The sequence below is a fragment of the Alcaligenes sp. HNGD-HTN06 genome, from assembly GCF_049932565.1.
Lineage (GTDB): Bacteria > Pseudomonadota > Gammaproteobacteria > Burkholderiales > Burkholderiaceae_B > Alcaligenes > Alcaligenes ammonioxydans.
This window is the reverse complement of sequence record NZ_CP187782.1, coordinates 535,319-554,116: the sequence shown is the minus strand read 5'-3', so window position 1 is coordinate 554,116 and position 18,798 is coordinate 535,319. Positions and strand designations below refer to the sequence as shown.

General features: G+C 57.7%; 20 protein-coding genes. 13 read left to right on the top strand and 7 right to left on the bottom strand.

Going from position 1 to position 18,798, the window contains the following annotated elements; genetic code table 11:
* Positions 1-108: 108 nt before the first annotated feature.
* Positions 109-1,065 (bottom strand): LysR family transcriptional regulator, encoded by a 957-nt coding sequence (locus ACOZ42_RS02545; RefSeq protein WP_003803852.1) that lies wholly within the window; start codon positions 1,063-1,065, stop codon positions 109-111.
* Between the two features lie 291 nt (positions 1,066-1,356).
* On the opposite strand from ACOZ42_RS02545, the gene uraD reads away from it, so the two are divergent.
* From uraD to ACOZ42_RS02515, 6 genes are all read left to right on the top strand, one after another.
* On the top strand, positions 1,357-1,887 hold the full coding sequence (uraD, locus tag ACOZ42_RS02540) for a 2-oxo-4-hydroxy-4-carboxy-5-ureidoimidazoline decarboxylase (protein ID WP_003803856.1): 531 nt from the start codon (positions 1,357-1,359) through the stop codon (positions 1,885-1,887).
* Positions 1,888-2,033: 146 nt separating this feature from the next.
* Positions 2,034-2,546, top strand: coding sequence for an ureidoglycolate lyase (locus tag ACOZ42_RS02535; RefSeq protein ID WP_003803858.1), 513 nt, complete (start codon positions 2,034-2,036; stop codon positions 2,544-2,546).
* Positions 2,543-3,334 (top strand): class II aldolase/adducin family protein, encoded by a 792-nt coding sequence (locus ACOZ42_RS02530; protein ID WP_415302146.1) that lies wholly within the window; start codon positions 2,543-2,545, stop codon positions 3,332-3,334. The genes ACOZ42_RS02535 and ACOZ42_RS02530 overlap by 4 nt, the downstream gene beginning before the upstream one ends.
* A 23-nt stretch (positions 3,335-3,357) precedes the next feature.
* Entirely contained in the window at positions 3,358-3,543 is a 186-nt protein-coding gene (locus ACOZ42_RS02525; RefSeq protein WP_426345519.1) for a 4-oxalocrotonate tautomerase, read from the top strand.
* A 368-nt stretch (positions 3,544-3,911) separates the two neighbouring features.
* The gene (locus ACOZ42_RS02520; protein ID WP_003803867.1) at positions 3,912-5,396 is read left to right on the top strand and encodes a nucleobase:cation symporter-2 family protein; all 1,485 of its coding nucleotides are present in this window, start codon (positions 3,912-3,914) and stop codon (positions 5,394-5,396) included.
* Positions 5,397-5,596: 200 nt separating this feature from the next.
* On the top strand, positions 5,597-6,475 hold the full coding sequence (locus tag ACOZ42_RS02515) for a hypothetical protein (RefSeq protein ID WP_003803868.1): 879 nt from the start codon (positions 5,597-5,599) through the stop codon (positions 6,473-6,475).
* 60 nt (positions 6,476-6,535) lie between these two features.
* Here ACOZ42_RS02515 and ACOZ42_RS02510 read toward each other — a convergent pair whose 3' ends face one another.
* Entirely contained in the window at positions 6,536-7,453 is a 918-nt protein-coding gene (locus ACOZ42_RS02510; protein ID WP_003803877.1) for a LysR family transcriptional regulator, read from the bottom strand.
* Between the two features lie 110 nt (positions 7,454-7,563).
* On the opposite strand from ACOZ42_RS02510, the gene gcl reads away from it, so the two are divergent.
* The 7 genes from gcl to ACOZ42_RS02475 all read left to right on the top strand — a co-directional run bounded on the left by gcl (position 7,564) and on the right by ACOZ42_RS02475 (position 15,364).
* The gene (gcl, locus tag ACOZ42_RS02505) at positions 7,564-9,339 is read left to right on the top strand and encodes a glyoxylate carboligase (RefSeq protein ID WP_003803878.1); all 1,776 of its coding nucleotides are present in this window, start codon (positions 7,564-7,566) and stop codon (positions 9,337-9,339) included.
* A 28-nt stretch (positions 9,340-9,367) separates the two neighbouring features.
* Positions 9,368-10,156 carry a hydroxypyruvate isomerase gene (gene hyi / locus ACOZ42_RS02500; protein ID WP_131071279.1) on the top strand — a complete coding sequence of 263 codons (789 nt, stop codon included), beginning with the start codon at positions 9,368-9,370 and terminating at the stop codon, positions 10,154-10,156.
* Between the two features lie 39 nt (positions 10,157-10,195).
* Positions 10,196-11,080: a 2-hydroxy-3-oxopropionate reductase gene (locus tag ACOZ42_RS02495; RefSeq protein ID WP_003803882.1), complete on the top strand. Its 885-nt coding sequence runs from the start codon at positions 10,196-10,198 to the stop codon at positions 11,078-11,080.
* A gap of 223 nt (positions 11,081-11,303) precedes the next feature.
* Complete coding sequence (locus tag ACOZ42_RS02490; RefSeq protein WP_131071278.1) at positions 11,304-12,581, top strand: glycerate kinase type-2 family protein; 1,278 nt, start codon at positions 11,304-11,306, stop codon at positions 12,579-12,581.
* Positions 12,582-12,604: 23 nt separating this feature from the next.
* Entirely contained in the window at positions 12,605-13,003 is a 399-nt protein-coding gene (locus ACOZ42_RS02485; RefSeq protein ID WP_003803889.1) for a GlcG/HbpS family heme-binding protein, read from the top strand.
* 29 nt (positions 13,004-13,032) lie between these two features.
* Positions 13,033-14,454: a pyruvate kinase gene (gene pyk / locus ACOZ42_RS02480; RefSeq protein ID WP_003803891.1), complete on the top strand. Its 1,422-nt coding sequence runs from the start codon at positions 13,033-13,035 to the stop codon at positions 14,452-14,454.
* Positions 14,455-15,064: 610 nt separating this feature from the next.
* Entirely contained in the window at positions 15,065-15,364 is a 300-nt protein-coding gene (locus tag ACOZ42_RS02475; RefSeq protein ID WP_240208955.1) for a hypothetical protein, read from the top strand.
* Positions 15,365-15,571: 207 nt separating this feature from the next.
* On the opposite strand, the gene coq7 is transcribed toward ACOZ42_RS02475, so the two are convergent.
* From coq7 to ACOZ42_RS02450, 5 genes are read right to left on the bottom strand one after another with little or no spacing between them, the layout of a single operon-like run.
* Positions 15,572-16,240 (bottom strand): 2-polyprenyl-3-methyl-6-methoxy-1,4-benzoquinone monooxygenase, encoded by a 669-nt coding sequence (gene coq7, locus ACOZ42_RS02470; RefSeq protein ID WP_003803894.1) that lies wholly within the window; start codon positions 16,238-16,240, stop codon positions 15,572-15,574.
* Between the two features lie 31 nt (positions 16,241-16,271).
* Positions 16,272-16,907: a hypothetical protein gene (locus ACOZ42_RS02465; RefSeq protein WP_426345518.1), complete on the bottom strand. Its 636-nt coding sequence runs from the start codon at positions 16,905-16,907 to the stop codon at positions 16,272-16,274.
* On the bottom strand, positions 16,907-17,542 hold the full coding sequence (locus tag ACOZ42_RS02460) for an SCO family protein (protein WP_003803897.1): 636 nt from the start codon (positions 17,540-17,542) through the stop codon (positions 16,907-16,909). Before ACOZ42_RS02460 ends, ACOZ42_RS02465 begins: the two co-directional genes overlap by 1 nt.
* Positions 17,543-17,563: 21 nt before the next feature.
* Positions 17,564-18,151, bottom strand: a complete 588-nt coding sequence (locus tag ACOZ42_RS02455) for a c-type cytochrome (RefSeq protein WP_003803899.1) — start codon at positions 18,149-18,151, stop codon at positions 17,564-17,566.
* Positions 18,152-18,206: 55 nt separating this feature from the next.
* Positions 18,207-18,797 (bottom strand): cbb3-type cytochrome c oxidase subunit II, encoded by a 591-nt coding sequence (locus ACOZ42_RS02450; protein ID WP_003803902.1) that lies wholly within the window; start codon positions 18,795-18,797, stop codon positions 18,207-18,209.
* Position 18,798: the final 1 nt, after the last annotated feature.

Sequence of the window (18,798 nt, the reverse complement as noted above, 5' to 3'; positions counted from 1 at the left end):
AAGTGCAACAATTTCCGTCAAGTTCCGTATCACTTTCGCATAGGCAGGAGTAGCTCGCTAATTTGCCCGAGCGCGAGCCCGAAAGCAAGTATTTTGCGGGATTGACGCTCAGGAATCGGGTTGGGGCAACGGTTCGGTAGAAGCCAGTTGATTGCCGCACTCGGTCAAGAGCCGGCGCAACCAGCGATGACTGGGCGAGTGCCGGTTGCGTTCATGCCAGAGCTGATAAAACCGCATGGGCGGGAACTCCAGCGGAGCCTCCAGAATTGCCAGGGGCAGCAGGCGGCAATAGAACTCGGCAAAGTGGCGCGAAGTGGTAAACACCAAGTCTGTATTCTGTAGCAAATACGGTGCTGCCGAAAAAGACTGCACCACGACACTCTCATCACGCTGAATGCGCAGAGCCGACAAGGTAGTGTCGATGACACCGCGCTGATTGATGGAATACGGCATGGGCACCACATGGCGTGCACGCACATAATCGTCCAGGGTCAGGCCCTTGCGCGCCAAAGGGTGGGTCGCCGCGACCAGACAGACGATCTGATCTTCCAACAGCACCGACAAGTGCATGCGATCGGGCGGCTCGGGCCAGTTGCCGATGACCATATCCAGATCCCCTTCAGCCAGCGAACGCTCAAAATCGAAACTGGCATCCAGGGAATGCAAATTCAGGCGTGCGCCCGGTGCTTCCCGGCGCAGACGCTCGACGACCCCACCAATAAAAACAGGCGCCAGGTAATCCGGCGCGCCGATATGAAATTCGCTACGGCTGACCTGCGGGTCGAAACTGTCCGGCGCATTGACCATGCAATCAATTTCAGCCAAAGCGCCCTTGGCGTGAGCCAGCAGACTGATGGCACGCTCGGTAGGCACCATGCCGCCTTTCTCACGAACCAGCAATGGATCGCCAATAATGTCGCGCAAGCGTCGTAGAGCCGCACTGATAGCAGGCTGCGACTGGTTCATTTTGAACGCGGTACGCGAGACACTGCGCTCGGTAACGAGTAGGCAAAACACCCTCAAAAGATAGGTATCAAGCGGGTTATCCCCACGTCGGGCGGCCATCCTGGTCTCTCCTTCTTACGCTTTTTTCCAGCATGATAATGACATACATGCACAATACGAGATGGCATATATCATTTATACGCCTAATTCTATTTTATTTATAAGCAGAAAACTTAAACTGGTCCCACATAAGAAAATCATAGCCCCCCCTGGCGGTGGTTTATAAGGGTTTGATTAAAACAAGCAAACCATGTAAACGCCTCCCCACTACCCTTGATACAACGGCTCCCAGGCCTGGCCCTGGAGTCGGCTCGGCTCGCATTCTTTACGCTTAGACAATCGGACTGACACATGACTACTCAAACCCTCACCACCTCCCAGGCGCTGGCTGAACTCTCCAGCCTGGACCAGAGCCAATTTGTGGACAAGCTCGAAGGTATTTTTGAACACTCCCCTTGGGTCCCTGAGCGTAGCTGGAACCAACGTCCCTTTGAGAGCGTGGATCAACTGCATGCCTGCATGGTGCATGTGGTCGAACAAGCCTCTTACGAGGAACAGAAAAACCTGATCTGTGCTCACCCCGAACTGGCGGGCAAAGAAGCCGAGCAAGGCACGTTGACCACGGCGTCAACGGGTGAGCAGCGTGGCGCCGGCCTGGACCAGTGCTCAGCCGAGGAGCTGGCTCGCCTGCGCAGTCTGAATGCACAGTACCGCGAACGCTTTGGCTTTCCCTTTGTCATCGCTGTCAAAGGACTGAGCCGCTACCAGATCATGGACACGGTTCAAGCGCGTCTGAACAACAGCGCTGAAACCGAGTTCCAGACCTGCCTGACCGAAATCGGCAAGATCGCCCGCTTCCGTCTGGACGCGCTGCTGGCCTGAACCTGAAGCCTGCCGGATCACGCATTGATCCAACAAGATTATCAGGGCAGCGACAGCCTGCGGCACGCTGCCCTTTGTTTGCTCTGACCTTGCCTGCGCGGGGCTGCTTGTCACACCGCGCAGCTTTGCCTCATCGAGGATCTGCCATGACCATCACATTGAAGCTGGAAACCCTGACCGCTGATGCCTTCGCCCCGTTTGGCGACGTTATCGAGGCGAGCGACACGGTGCAGCATTTCACCATCAACGAAGGCAATACCGAGCGCTACCACGACCTGGCCAACATTGACCCCGGCACGGACGGTCGAGCCATCGTTTCGATTTTTCGCGGCCAGCCGCGCAGCCTGCCCTTTACCGTGGAGATGATGGAACGTCATCCCAAAGGCAGCCAAGCCTTCATCCCCCAGTCGGGCCAACCCTACCTGGTCATCGTGGCCCCCGCCGGTCCCGCCCCCAAAGCCAGCGAATTGCGCCTGTTTCTGGCCCGCGGCGATCAGGGTGTGAACTATGCAACCGGCGTGTGGCACCACCCGCTGATGGCATTGAATCAGGTCGCCGATTTCATCGTCATCGACCGTAAAGGCCCGGGTGACAACTGCGATGTCATCCAATTGGAAGAAAAAGCCATCATCGCGGAATTGGAGACCACCGCAGCGTGAGCCAGTCCTGTCCGATCACGCCGGACCTAGCGCCCATTTACGCGCATCGTCCGGCAGATATTGACCCCGAGCATTGGCGCGCTCGTGTCAATCTGGCCGCTGCTTACCGGCTGGCCGCCCGCCAGGGCTGGGACGACCTTATCTACACCCACCTGTCTCTGCGTCTGCCGGGCCAGGATGGGCTGTTCCTGATCAATCCTTTTGGTTTGCGCTTTGCGGAAATCTGCGCGTCCAATTTATTGCTGATTGACACGCAAGGGCAGGTCGCGGACGGAACCGGTCGCCGTGCCAATCCCAGTGGTTTTGCCATTCATGGCGCGGTTCACCGCGCCCGTGCGGATGCACACTGTGTCATCCATCTGCACACCGACGCCTCCATCGCCGTATCAGCGCTGCCCTGCGGACTTCTGCCCCTGTCACAGCACGCCATGCGCTTCTGGCAAGACATCGGCTATCACGACTATGCTGGACTGGCCTTCCCGCCTCAGGAGCAAGAAGCCCTGCTGCAGCAGCTAGGTGCCCATCCGGCCCTGCTGCTTCGTAATCACGGCGCCCTGACTTGTGGGCGCACCGTTGCCGAAGCCTATGTCTTGATGGATGCTCTGGAGCGCGCCTGCCGCATTCAGCTTTCGGCCATGGCAGCCAGCCCGCAACTGCATCTGCCCCCGAAGGATGTGCTGGATTTGACACATCGCCAGCTTTTACCGGGGAACGAGCCCGAGGGCTTGCTAGAATGGCCGGCTCTGCTGCGCAAGCTCTACCAGAGCGAGCCGGATTTTTGCCGCTAATCCATCCCCCTTACGGAGTCTTTATGCCTTCTATCAACATACAACTATTCGACGGCCGTCCAGTGGAAATCAAGCGTGAACTTGCTCAGGCCCTGACCAAAGAAGCCTGTCGCGTGCTTGGCTGTTCACCAGAGGCGGTTGATATTGTCTTTACCGACGTCAAGCGCGAGAACTGGGCCACAGCCGGTGTCCTGTGGTCGGACAAATAAGCGAATTTCCCAAAGCGGCTGGCAAGCCGCTTTTTTTTCATCAGCCTCGTTATCCCGCGACAAGCTGGCACGAATCAGTAATTTGGCGGCTTCTAACACAGTTTTTGACGCTGAACTAGGTGGGCAATACCCCTAGCAGCGAAAAACACCTGAAAAAAGCAGGAATAGACTCGACTACGGCGTGAACACAGCCCCCCGTCTACCGGGCTTATATCCTTTCACCCTTGCACCGATCAGCCTGCCATATGTTTTTACGTATTCTACTTATCAAGCCGTACCGCCTTCCAGTGATACCGCCCATCCGATAACTTTATGCTTACGCGGCCCAGGCATCGGCTGCGCATAACGTATTAAATAAGGAGACCCGGATGTCCGCCAACCCAGAAGTGTCCACACCCACTGCTTGCGACGGTGTAGACGAGCGCCTGCCAACGGCGCGCCTGGCAACCCTTGGTTTACAGCACGTCATGGTGATGTACGCAGGTGCAGTTGCTGTCCCCCTGATTATTGGCGCCGCCCTGGGCCTGACCAAAGAACAGATCGCATTCCTGATTAATGCTGACCTGCTGTGCTGTGGCCTGATTACCATCATCCAGGCTCGCGGCTTGGGTATCTTCGGCATCAAGCTGCCGGTGATGATGGGAGTGTCTTTTGCGGCAGTCAGCCCCATGATTGCCATTGGCCTGGACCCTCAACTGGGTCTGCCGGGCATTTTCGGTGCCACCATCCTGGCCGGTATCTTCAGCATTGTGATCGCCCCGGTATTCAGCCGTCTGATGGGGCTTTTTCCGCCCGTTGTGACTGGCATCATCATTACCGTCATTGGCGTGACGCTGATGCGTGTGGGCCTGAACTGGATCGGCGGCGGCTCTCCAACGATTACTGACCCAGCCACTGGCCTGTCCATGCCCAACCCTGAATACGGCTCGTTGGAGAACCTGGCCATTGCTTTGATGGTACTGACCGTCATCTTGCTGATCACCAAGTTCGCACGCGGCTTTCTGGCAAACGTAGCGGTGCTGATTGGGCTGCTTGCGGGCTTTTTCGTTTCACTGGCCATGGGTCGCATCACCTTCGATGGCCTGGATCAGACCAGCTGGTTTGCCGTGGTGACGCCCTTTCACTTCGGGGTTCCCACATTCAGTTGGGCACTGCTGGGCGCGGCGGCAGTATTGTCACTGATCATGGTGGTCATCATGGTTGAATCCCTGGGCATGTTCCTGGCACTGGGTTCCATCTGTGGCCGTCCTACTGACCGTGAAGCGCTGGTGCGTGGCCTGCGCACTGATGGGCTGGGTACGCTGGTCGGTGGCATCATGAACACCTTTCCACACAGCTCCTTCTCGCAAAACGTTGGGCTGGTCAGCGTGACCGGCGTACGCAGCCGCTGGGTATGCGTCATGGGCGGTGCTTTCCTGATCATACTGGGCCTGTTTCCCAAAATGGCCTTTGTCGTGGCTTCCATCCCCAACTACGTTCTGGGTGGCGCCGGCATCGTGATGTTTGGCATGGTGGCTGCCACCGGCATCAAGATCCTGATGTCTGCCAACCTGAATCGCAACCCCTACAACCCCTACATCGTGGCCATCAGCCTGGGCTTTGGCATGATTCCCCTGGTCGCCGAGCACCTGCTGGACAAGATGCCTCCCGCTCTGGCTCCCCTGCTGCACAGCGGAATCCTGTTGGCCGCCGTCTCTGCCATCGTGCTGAATCTGTTTTTCAACGGTGTTCAGAAATACGCAGATCAGGGCCACACGGTCGAATCCACTGCCGCCACCCAGGCCCGCAAGCAGGCCGACGCAGCCGAAACGACCGAAGACAGCAGCAACCATCTGGCCGCACAAAACGGCTAAGCCGCCCTCCTTTTCGAGTAAGCGCCCGACCTGAAACGGGCGCTTACTCAAATTTCCGCAGTACATACGGAAAAGTATCGACTGTCCATAATTAATCTAAGCACAGTCAGTAGCACCCCCTATCCAAAAACCAAAGCCTCAGGCCGAAAGGGACATCAGATCCCAAGGGCCTGCTTGCGCTCAAACAAAGAGGAGACACCATGAAACATCGACGCCCCGCCGCCCGTTGGGCATGCACATTGCTGGCCGCCCCCCTGCTATCGGGCACTGCTCTGGCCGCAGACTGGAGCGACACGTTCCTGGGCTATCGCTTCAGCACGCAATACACCGAGCCCATGAACGATCGGACTATCCAGAAGCACATCCTGAGCCTGACGCACGTCAACGGCTACAGCCTGGGACAGAACTTTTTTAATCTGGATGTTTTGCAGTCCGACCGCTACGACCCGTCCAGCGGAAATGGCAGCAATGGCGCCACCGAGTTCTACGCGACCTACCGCCACCAGCTTTCCATGGGCAAAGTGTTCGACAAGGACCTGGGCTTTGGACCGGTCAAGGACGTAGCCATCACGGCAGGCTTTGATCTGAACACCAAGAACACCGCCTTTGCACCTCGTAAGCGTCTGCTGGTGCTGGGCCCGACCTTCAAGTTTGATGTGCCCCGCGGCTTTGTCGATCTCAGCCTGATGATCGGTAAAGAATGGAACCACTGCGGCCTGGGAGCACCAGCCTGCCCCGATAGCCGCCGCTCGTTTGACCCTCAGTTCATGGCTAGTCTGAACTGGAACCTGCCTTTCGAGGTAGGCGCCTTGCCGCTGAAGTTCCAGGGTTTTGCCAACTATGCCAGCCCCAAAGGCCATGACTACGCCGGGATCAGCACCAAGTCTGAAGTCCTGGTGCGTACCTCCCTGATGGCGGACGTAGGCAAAGTGGCCTTCGACAAGAAAAACACCCTGTGGGTGGGCATTGGCTATGAATACTGGCACAACAAATTCGGCAACCGCTACATGGCGAACGGCAACCTGAAGCCCGGTATTAAAACCAGCGCTCCGACCGTACAGGTGGAATGGCATTTCTAAGCAGGAGACAAGAAAAAACCGCTTCTCACAGCGGTTTTTTCATCAGAAAACAGCCCCCGTCTAGAACTGCACCTCGCCATCCCAGTAGCCTGGCGTGTTGTAGATGACTCGCAGGTAATCGATAAAGCGCCGCACCTTGGCGGGCAAATAGCGTTGCTGCTGATACACCGCCTGAATGTCATAGCTGGGGACTTCGAACTCATTAAGCACGGTGACCAGCTCGCCTCGCTTGAGTTCGGGCTGGATCTCCCAAGTGGACCGCCAGCCTATGCCCCAGCCCTGCTTGACCCAGTTAAAAAGCAGCTCACCGTCATTGCAATCGAGGTCTCCATCGACTCGTACCGCAAAAGGCCGGCCATCACGCAAAAAGGTCCAGCCCCGCTGCTGCCCGCCCTGCAAATTGAACGCCAGACAATTGTGACGCGCCAGGTCCTCGGGCACACGCGGCACGCCGTGGCGCTCAAAATACCCGGGCGTACCACACACTACCCGACGGTTCGGATACAAGCGCACCGCCACGTAATTGGGGTCGGTGACCTCGCCAATCCGCAAGGCCATGTCATAGCCTTCGCGCACCAGATCGACCACGCTGTCCGTAAAGTTAAAGGACAGCTTCAGTTCGGGATAGCGTTTTTTAAAGGACAAGGCATGCGGGGCTACATGGCGCCGTCCAAAGGCCGCCGGAGCCGATACCACCAGGTGCCCACGCACCACCTTGCGCTGGGCGCTGATGCTGGCCTCCGCCTCCTCAAAGTCCTTCAGGATCTGCTTGCATTGCTCCAGAAATTGTTCGCCCAAATCCGTCAGGGTCAGGCCACGAGTGGAACGGTGCATCAAACGTACGCCCAGACGCTGCTCCAGTGCATCCAGGCGACGGCCCATGACCACGGGAGTCACGCCCTCAACCACGGAAGCAGCCGCAAAACTGCCTTTTTCAGCGACCAACGCAAAACTTCTAATTTCGGTGTAACGGCTCATTCAATACTCCAAGTATCGATAGAAACAATCGTACCACCATTTCTAGGCAGGTCTATCACTCCTTATTATCGAGTTGTGAATTTCGTCAAACGATGATCTAGGAGATATCAATGGCTCGAATGAGAGCAGTGGACGCCGCCGCCGCAATTTTACGTAAAGAAGGCGTGAGCACCGTATTTGGCGTGCCCGGCGCCGCCATCAACCCCTTCTACTCCGCGTTGCGCAAAGAAGGTGGCTTTGATCACATTCTCGCCCGCCACGTGGAAGGTGCCTCCCACATGGCCGAAGGTTTTACCCGTGCCAATCCCGGCAATATCGGCGTGTGCATCGGCACATCCGGCCCCGCTGGCACAGACATGATTACCGGTCTGTACTCCGCATCGGCTGACTCGATCCCGATTCTGTGCATTACCGGCCAGGCCCCTCGCGCCCGCCTGTACAAAGAGGATTTCCAGGCTGTGGACATCGAATCCATTGCCAAACCCGTGACCAAGTGGGCAGTGACCGTTCGCGAACCCGATCTGATCCCGCGTGTGTTCCAGCAAGCCTTTCACATCATGCGCTCGGGCCGCCCCGGTCCTGTGCTGATTGATATGCCTATCGACGTGCAGATGGCCGAGATCGAATTCGATCTGGACACCTACTCGCCCCTGGAAGCGTACAAACCGACGGCCACCCGCGCTCAGGCTGAAAAAGCCATCGAACTGCTGAACGCTTCCGAGCGTCCGCTGATCGTCTCCGGTGGTGGTGTCATCAACGCCAACGCCTCCGAGCTGCTGCAAGAATTTGCTGAACTGGTCAATGTGCCGGTCATCCCGACCCTGATGGGCTGGGGCACCGTGGCTGACGATCACCCGCTGATGGCAGGTATGGTCGGACTGCAAACCTCGCACCGCTACGGCAACCAGACCTTGCTGGCATCGGACTTTGTATTTGGTATCGGCAACCGCTGGGCCAACCGCCATACCGGTTCGGTTGACGTCTACACCGAAGGCCGCAAGTTCGTGCACGTGGATATTGAACCCACCCAGATCGGGCGTGTGTTCGGTCCGGACCTGGGCATTGCCTCGGACGCCGGTGCTGCGCTGAAACTGTTTATTGAAGTGGCCAAAGAGTACAAGGCTGCCGGCAAGTTGCGTGACCGCGCCGCATGGGTTGCAGAATGCCAGAAACGTAAAGCCACCTTGCAGCGCAAGACCAGCTTTGACAATGTGCCCTTGAAGCCGCAGCGCGTTTACGAAGAGATGAACCGTGCCTTTGGCCCCTCCACCACCTACGTCAGCACCATTGGTCTGTCGCAGATTGCCGCCGCCCAGTTCCTGCACGTGTACAAGCCACGCCACTGGATCAACTGCGGTCAGGCAGGCCCGCTGGGCTGGACCATTCCTGCCGCTTTGGGTGTGGTTGCGGCTGACCCAGGCCGTGAAGTGGTGGCCATTTCGGGCGACTACGACTTCCAGTTCATGATTGAAGAGCTGGCCGTGGGCGCACAATTCAAGCTGCCTTACCTGCACATTCTGGTCAACAACGCCTACCTGGGTCTGATTCGTCAGGCACAACGCGGCTTTGAGATGGACTATTGTGTGCAACTGGCCTTTGACAATATCAATGCCCCTGAAACCGAAGGTTATGGTGTGGATCACATCACCGTGGTGGAAGGTCTGGGTTGCAAGGCCATCCGCGTCCACAAACCCGAAGACATTCAGCCTGCCATTGAACAGGCTCGTGCATGGATGAAAGAATTCAGCGTGCCGGTTGTGATTGAACTGATCCTGGAGCGCGTCACCAACATTGCCATGGGCACCGAACTGCACAATGTGACAGAGTTCGAATCCCTGGCCGAAGCGGGTATTGACGCCCCCACCGCCATCTCGCTGATGGACTGATTGCTGATTTAAAAAACGGAGTAGCACTATGCCAAAATTTGCCGCCAACCTGACCATGCTGTTTAACGAGCACGACTTCCTGGATCGCTTCCAGGCAGCGGCCCAAGCCGGTTTCAAGGGAGTGGAGTACCTGTTCCCCTACGCCTACGACAAACAGCAGCTGGCTGACAAACTGCAACAACACGGTCTGACCCAGGTGTTGCACAACCTGCCTGCGGGCGACTGGGACGGCGGCGAGCGCGGCATTGCAATCCTGCCCGAGCGTGTGGGCGAATTCCAGGACGGCGTTGGCCGTGCCATCGAATACGCCACCGCGCTGGGCTGCAAACAGGTGAACTGCCTGGCCGGCAAACTGGCCGACGGCGCTGATCGCGAAGTGGCCCACAAAACGCTGGTCAGCAACCTGCAGTTTGCGGCAGCCAAGCTGAAAGACGCTGGTCTGCGTCTGCTGGTTGAACCCATCAACACCTTCGACATCCCCGGTTTCTACCTGAATCGCACCGAACAGGCTGCGGCTCTGTTGCAGGACGTCGGTTCGGACAATCTGTTCATTCAGTACGACGTCTACCACGCCCAGCGCATGGAAGGCGAGCTGGCCAACACACTGAAAAAGCACCTGGACAAGATCGCACACATTCAGATTGCAGATAACCCCGGTCGCAACGAACCGGGTACGGGCGAGATCAACTACGCCTGGCTGTTCAAGTACATCGACAGCATCGGCTATCAAGGCTGGATCGGCGGCGAGTACAAGCCCGCTGGCGTGACCAAGGATGGCCTGGGCTGGATGACGGAGCTGACAGAAGTCACCGCCTGATCGTCGGATACCTGCAGATAATTATTAGGAGATTACACAATGGCTAAAATCGGTTTTATTGGTTTGGGCATCATGGGCGCACCCATGGCGGTCAACTTGATCAAAGGCGGTCATGAACTGTTCGCCTACACCCGTGGCGACTTCCCCAAAAGCGTCAAGGAAGCAGGCGCTACCGTTTGCGAGAATGGCGCCGAAGTCACCCGCCAGGCTGACATCATCATCACCATGGTTCCCGATACCCCCCACGTGGAAGATGCCCTGTTTGGTGAAAACGGCGTGGCCGCGGGCCTGAGCGCTGGCAAGATCGTGGTGGACATGAGCTCCATTTCCCCGGTCGCCACCAAGGACTTTGCCGAACGCATCGTCAAGCTGGGCGGCGAGTACCTGGACGCTCCCGTCTCTGGCGGGGAAGTCGGCGCCAAGGCCGGCTCCCTGACCATCATGGTCGGTGGCAAGCAGGAAGCCTTCGACAAGGTCAAGCCGCTGTTCGAACTGATGGGCAAGAACATCACCCTGGTGGGTGGCTACGGCGACGGTCAAATCACCAAAGTTGCCAACCAGATCATCGTGGCCCTGACCATTGAAGCCGTGGGCGAAGCCCTGTTGCTGGCCTCCAAGGCTGGTGCCGATGCTGGCAAGGTCCGTGAGGCCCTGATGGGCGGTTTTGCCAACTCGCGCATTCTGGAAGTTCACGGCGAGCGCATGGTCAAGCGCACGTTTGACCCGGGCTTTCGCATCGAATTGCACCAGAAAGACCTGAACCTGGCCCTGACCACCGCGCGTCAGCTAGGCGTGGCTCTGCCCAACACCGCTACCGCACAGGAGTTGTTCAACACCTGCGCCGCGCACGGTGGCGCTGCACAGGACCACTCCGCGATGGTCCGGGCCCTGGAGATCATGGCCAACTACGAGATTGGTCAATAAGACCGGTTCAAGGGGGTTCCCGCCCGTGCTGGTTTGCTGCATGCCCCAGACCAGCACAGGCGTGGCCTCCAGCAAGCGGGCTGCAGCCCGCTTTTTTTACCGCCGGACCTCACCAGGACAGCTTGCACTCCCCAGGGGGGCAGCAAGTCCCAGTGATCTCATGAAGGCGTGTTGTAGCGCGGTAAGATGGTCAGTTGCCATCGCTCTGCCTTAGGATTGACCCATGAAGATCGAGCCACAAGACTTACTCAGCAAAATGTTTCAGGCTGCCGTCAACGCGGCTCAACCCGAACACTGCATCCCGCCCTACCTGCCCGATGCTCCTAAAGGACGCACCATTGTGATTGGCGCCGGCAAGGCATCGGCAGCGATGGCCCAGGCGCTGGAGCGTCACTGGGACAAAGGCCCCATCAGCGGCGTGGTCGTCACCCGCTACGGCTACAGCGTACCCTGCGACCACATCACCATTTTGGAAGCGTCTCACCCTGTGCCTGACCAGGCTGGCGAAGATGCCGCCCGCGAAATTTTGCGAACAGTCAGCAATCTCACTGAAGATGACCTGGTGATCTGTCTTATTTCCGGCGGCGGTTCGTCTCTGCTGCCTTTAGCCGGAGAAGGCATTACCTTGGCCGACAAGCAAGCCATCAATAAGGCCTTGCTGAAATCGGGCGCCTCGATTGGTGAGATGAACACGGTGCGTCGCCACCTGTCGGCCATCAAAGGGGGGCGTCTGGCGGCGGCCTGTGCGCCTGCCCGTGTCCTGAACCTGCTCATTTCGGATGTCCCGGGCGACCAGCCCATGGACATCGCGTCGGGCCCCACGGTGGCCGATCCCACCACCTGCGCACAAGCGCTGGACATCATTCAGCGCTATGGTATTGACATCCCTGCCGCTGCCCGTGCCCGGCTGGAAAGCGGCGAAGGCGAAACCATCAAACCCGATGACCCTCGCCTGGCTCATGTCACCACCCATCTGGTAGCCACGCCGCAACTGGCTTTGCAGGCTGCCGCTCGGGTCGCCCAGGCCAGCGGTGTCCACCCGGTCCTGTTGGGCGACAGCATTGAGGGCGAGGCCCGCGAGGTCGGCAAGGTCATGGCCGGCATTGCCCTGAGCGTGGCCAAACACGGGCAACCCGCCCAGGCTCCCTGCGTCCTGCTCTCTGGCGGAGAAACCACCGTGACCTTGCGTGGCCAGGGCCGTGGCGGTCGCAATGTGGAGTTTCTGCTGTCCACGGCGATCGCCTTGAACGGCGCAGCCGACATTTATGGTCTGGCAGGCGATACTGACGGGGTAGATGGCCAGGAAGAGATTGCCGGTGCCTTCTGCGGTCCCGACACATTGGAGCGTGCCTGGCAACAAGGTATACGCCCCAGGGCCAGTCTGGACAATAATGATGGTCACGGCTTTTTTGAAGCCCTGGACGATGCCTTGGTTACGGGTCCGACCCTGACCAATGTCAACGATTTTCGCGCAATTCTGGTTTTATCCCCTAGCGATTAACGCTTTTCTTAAAGGAAATGGACATGAGAGACACAAAAGCACTGACCCTGACCGATGTCAAAAAAATGGCCGCTGCAGCCGAGCAAGAAGCACTGAAAAACAACTGGGCCGTCAGCATCGCCATTTGCGACGCGGGCGGTCATGCGCTGTGGATGCAACGCATGGATGGCGCTCCCCTGATGAGCGCCCAGGTTGCCCCGGCAAAAGCGCAAACCTGCGTGCTGGGCGGTGGCAAACCCAGCAAGGTCTTTGAAGACATGGTCAACAATGGTCGCTTTGCCGCTCTGTCCATGCCCATCACACCACTGGAGGGCGGCGAGCCAATCGTGGTGGACGGTCAAGTGATTGGTGCTGTCGGCGTGTCCGGCGTGAAAGCACCCGAAGACGCTCAGATCGCCCGCGCCGGTATCGCTGCTCTTTGAGCTATCGATCCCCCTAAGGACAACAACCCATGAAACGTCAACGTCATTCCCGCATTCTGGCTACCCTGGGTCCTGCCAGTTCTACGCCAGAACGCATTCGTGAACTGTTCGAGGCCGGCGCTGATGTGTTCCGCCTGAACTTCAGCCACGGCACACATGAAGACCATGCCGCGCGCTATCACACCATTCGTCAGATTGAAAAGGAAACCGGTCGCAGTATCGGTATTCTGATGGACCTGCAAGGTCCCAAGCTGCGCGTTGGCAAAATGAAAGATGGCCGCGTGACACTGGAAACCGGCCAGAAATTCCGCCTGGATCTGGACCCCGCCGAGGGAACCAGCCAGCGTGCCTACCTGCCTCACCCCGAGATCTTCGCGGCTCTGGAAGACGGGACAGACCTGCTGCTCGATGACGGCAAGCTGCGTCTGCGTGTGGACAGCTTTGGTCCGGATTTTGCAGAAACCACGGTCATGGTCGGCGGCCCGCTGTCCGACCGCAAGGGCGTGAACGTACCCGGCGTGGTACTGCCTATCTCGCCTTTGACCGAAAAAGACCTGATCGATCTGAAATTTGGTCTTGAACTGGGCGTAGACTGGGTTGCCCTGTCCTTTGTACAACGTCCTGGCGACATTCGTGAAGCCCGCGAGCTGATCGGCGACAAGGCCTGGATCATGGCCAAATTGGAAAAGCCACAGGCACTCGAACACCTGGAAGAAATTGTCCAGCTGTGCGATGGCGTGATGGTGGCACGTGGCGACCTGGGCGTGGAAGTTCCACCCCAGCGCGTGCCTGTGTTGCAGCGCCAAATCGTGCGTACTGCCCGCGCGGCAGGCCGTCCGGTAGTCGTCGCCACACAGATGCTGGAATCCATGATCACCTCGCCGGTTCCCACACGCGCCGAAGCCTCCGACGTGGCTACCGCCATCTACTCGGGTGCTGACGCCGTCATGCTGTCCGCCGAATCGGCCTCCGGCCAGTTTCCGTTGGAAGCGGTATCCATCATGGACAGCATCATCAAGGAGATCGAAAACGATCCCAGCTGGCGCACCATTCTGGAAGCCAACCACAGCACGGCAGAAGCCAGCACCGCAGACGCGATCTGCTGCGCCCTGCGTCGTGTGGCCAGCATTCTGGAACCCGCAACGAATGTGGCCTACACCACCACCGGCTTTAGCGCCTTGCGCGCCAGTCGTGAACGGCCCATCGCCCCTATCCTGGCACTGACGCCCCGTGTGGAAACCGCACGCCGTCTAAGCCTTGCCTGGGGCGTGCATGCCATTCCCTGCGAGGATGTCAGTGATCTGGGCGAAATGATCGATCATGCGACTGATATGGCAGCGCAACACGAGTTCGCCCAGGGCGGCGATACGATCGTGATGATTGCCGGTGTCCCCTTTGGCACCAGTGGACGCACTAACTTGCTGCACGTGGCGACCGTCCCACAAAAGTAAGTTCGTCCCAAGCAGGTCAAAAAAAACCTTGTCCATCACTATGCTGGACAAGGTTTTTTTACCGTCAGGCGCCAGCATCATGCATGGACATAACAAGCCCTAAGAACAAAGTTGCACGGATACAGGCAAAAAAAAACCCGAGATCTAAAGATCTCGGGCAAATCCACCAAAGGAGGAGGGTGGAGGAGACAATCGTGGCAAGTTGGGCTACCAGATACAATATCGAGCCAGAAAGCTAAGGGTTATTACGCTTGTTTTTCCTGCTTTCTTTTCAACATCCAATAACTAAAGTCTACCTACAAAAATGGTGCAATGCAAGATAAATACCGTGGAAAACCCTTAGACGCTGATCTTGTCGCTTTAATACATCAATTTCCTAGCGCAAATTCTTGATCGGGTATCTAGTCGTTAACCCTAAGCCGCCGAAACAGGGTTCAAGAGCGGCAGTCCGACATCAGGCAAATCAGCATAATGCCTGCATTTTGCCCTTTCCTAAGCCCTCAATCGGGCACCTCTCCCGTGCCTCACTCCCCATGCGCACAACAAGTGAAACGCTGACAGGACAGGTCGCTTCGGAAATGAATACCTCGCCAAATCACTGGGTTAGGCTATGGGACACGCTCGCGGAATCGCAGCGGGCATACAGGCCGACTTCAATGAAGGATGGAGTGCCACTGTTGTGCAATGCAATCCCATGCTTGAAGAGCTCGGCCGCGGAATTGCCCGCCTGACTGGCGAAATTCACACAGACAATGACTACATCAGGGGATTGCGTGCCGCATTGGAGAAAGTACAGCCCGTCAGCGGTCTGTACCATCGAGACCGTGACAAGCTTGTCGAGCTTCACAAACAAGAAAAAGCGCAGCGCGAGCGTCTGGAGTCCCTCATCGCGGTGGCCCGACCGGCATAGTATCGATACTGAGCGTTTCGGGCGCTGAGGTCCCTTCTAGGCCGTTGATGCACCGGACCCGGTCCAGGCTGCTTGCCTGGCTCCCCCTGCGCCTGGAATTTCTGCGTGCCCTACACCTGCATTGAAAAGCGGGCCCGTCATGGGCCCGCCTCTACCGCCAGAGAATCAGACTGAAGATCTGCTTTTGCCACGCTCCCGGCACAAGCATTACAAACGATACGCCGTGGTCGTCATCACTTTAGACATCATGCGCATCAGGGTCTTCACCGGAGGTGGCAAACCCACTGCCCCGTGATTTTCTGCCGTACGCCGATGTTCGATCTCGTCATCCCGCATTTTCTCTACGATGCGGCGGGAACGATGATCATTAACGGGCAAAGACTCCAGGTGACTTTCCAGATGCTCTTCCACCTGACGTTCGGTTTCGGCCATGAAACCCAGGTTATACGGCACACCCGCACGGCTGGCGAGCAAGCCCAAGGCAAAAGAGCCGGCATACCACAAGGGGTTGAACACGCTGGGGCGGCTCTCCAGTTCACGCAGACGGTCATCGCACCAGGCCAGGTGATCTACCTCTTCCTGCGCGGCTTGCAGCAGCACCTCAGTTGCCTGGGGATCTTTGCACAACATGGCCTGACTGCGATACAAGGCTTGAGCGCAAATTTCGCCCACATGGTTCACACGCATTAGTCCAGCAGCATGACGAGCCTCGTCGACGCTGATCTCGGACACTTCCTTGCCTGCCGGATTGGGACGTGATGCTCGGGCCGAACGCCCAAGGACTTCCAGAGCCCGATTGGTCTCGCCGAGAATCTGATCAAAAAAGTTATTGCGCCGGTACAAGCGGGTATCGCTGTTGGAAACAGTATGGCTCATAGGGACACCTGCAAAACAAAATAGAGGGGTATTATTGCCGCAAAAAGGCGATCACAGCCTTGCTTTCGGACAAGAGCCACAGCAAAGGCAAGACACATGCCATGATGACCAGACCTATGCCGGCAATTTCCTGATCGGACTGCAGATAGAAATTACACAGGCGAACCGGATTGTCGTAATACAACAAACCTACAATCGCCATCATCCAGCTGAAGTTACCAAAAAAGAACAAGCGAAATACCAGATGGGCGCGACGCCAGGATTCCATGAACACCATGCCCATCAGCACCAGGCCAATATACTTGGCCGTTGCCATGAGAGGCGACACCAGAACATCGTCCAGCGCTTTGGGGACCATCCAGTAAGCCGCAGCAAAGCTGACCAGGATCAAACCGGGCAAACCGTATTCATTCAGGGCGTAGTAGGGACGCAGCAAGGACTGCACAAAGGCCGAGCGGCCCACACCCTGGTAACGCAAGGCCGACTGCAAGGCGACACCGGACAGGACCAGTAGCGGGATATGAACCAGCATATGCAGGCTCATGGAGGCAGTCAGGGGGCGGTCCCAGTATGCAGCAGCAGCAAACAGCACGGCGGCCAGCAACGCCAGTGCGCTGCCCAAATAGGGACGTATCGTGGAGGACGCAACAACACGTTTCAACGACATTACCGGTCCTCCTTCTTGTCCAGGTCCTCTAAGGCCCGTTTCGCATAGGCCAGGGCCAGCATGGGTTCGCCATAGTCCACGATTCGCCCCAGGCGCGGCTCGGGGCTGACGACGTGGTAGGCCGCATTATGCTCGTACTCGTCGAAGGGAGCGGGAATCACGATGATGCCAAAATCATCCAGTACACGCTGGCGCTGTTCCCCTGGCATCATGGTCACGAACTGCCAGACAGCCGGATCGGCTTTCATGGTTTTGCTGTAACGGCGCAAATGATCGGGCGAATCGGTAGGATCGAAGCTGATACTCAACAGGCGCACACGGTCCTGCAGGCCTTCGTCCAGAATTGCTTTTTGCAGCTGCTGATACTCCGAGCCCATCGCCAGACAAAGCGTGACGCAACGGGTGTAGATGAAGTTGACGATGGTGATGCGACCATCGTTTTGCAACAAGGAACTTAGCGGCGTACTACCCCCGGTCGGAAGCAGTACCTCTACATCGGATATCAAGCGCGGGGAGGCAGCCACGTCATTGCGACGGGCTGTCTCGGCGGTCAAGGCAGTAAAGCCTTGTGTCAGGTGGGCCAGAGCCCCGATACCCAGGGCAACAACCAGGAGAATACTTAGAAACAGTCTCATCTCTGGCCCATCATTTCAGTCCTACTCTTCCATGGGAGCCAGGTCGGCATCCCCATTCCAGGGATCAGTTTTATCAGCAGTTTTTTCACGTTCGGCTTTGACAAAGGCCACATCCACAGGATCAGCACTGTTGCCACCTAATTCAGTACGCAGGTAATTGACCACTGCCGTCAATTCCTCGTCATTGAACTTCTCGCGGAACTCGGGCATCGCACCATTGTACTTATTACCCTTGACCGTAAGTTCGCCAACAATACCGTGCAGCATGATCTGGACCAAAACTTCTGGCTTGCGCAGCACCCACTCCGAACCAACCAGGGGCGGGAATACGCCCGGCACACCAGCACCGGTTGCCTGGTGACAGGCCGCACATTGGGCCACAAACAATTGCTGACCATCCACGGCGCCTTCTGGCAGCTCGAAATCGGCAACGATACGGTTGTCGCCCACTGTGGCGTCGTGACTCAGATCGCTGCTGAAAATGTAGTAGATGCCCCACAGGAACAGACCGGCAATAATCACCAGGACGACCCAGGGGATAGGCGCCGCGTTTTCTTCCGGATCCGCATTTTCGCGCAACTGCGCGTCATATTTACGATTGTCGCTCATTCTAATTCTCCGAGGCGCCCCGCCTTGCGGGGCGCACTAGCTCAACAATGCCTGCTTATTTGATAACGCTGGCGGGCGATACGGGATACGTACGATCCAGCGCCAACAGGTATTGAACCAGGTCCAGGGCTTCTTGCTTGGCTACCACCACCTTGCCTTCAGGGGCAAAATCGCCAGGCAGATTCACAACTTTATCGCCCTCGTCAGCCTTGTCCTTGAGCTCGAACATGAAAGGATAGGACGGCATATTGCTGCCAGGGGTATAAGCGCGAGGCTGGTACAAGTGCCCCAGGTGCCAGTCCACGCTAGGCTGACGGGCGCCGATATTGAGCAAATCGGGACCGGTACGCATGGTACCGAGCAGGTGCGGCGTGTCGTAGTAGTAGTCACCGGCCACCGAGGCACGACCCCAGCCGCGCTGAAAGTCAGGAGCCTGGTTCTGGCTGCGTGGCTGCTGCGAGTGACAGTACACACAGCCCATGTCGATGTACTGCTGACGGCCGCGCAGTTCCACCTCGGTGTAGGGCTTGAGCCCCGGAGAGGGCTCCACCTTCTCAACCTGCAGGTAAGGAACAACGACCAGAGCCGATGTGGCCAGGGCCAGCGTCACCATGGCGCCGCCCAATAGTTTGTATTCGCTTTCCATG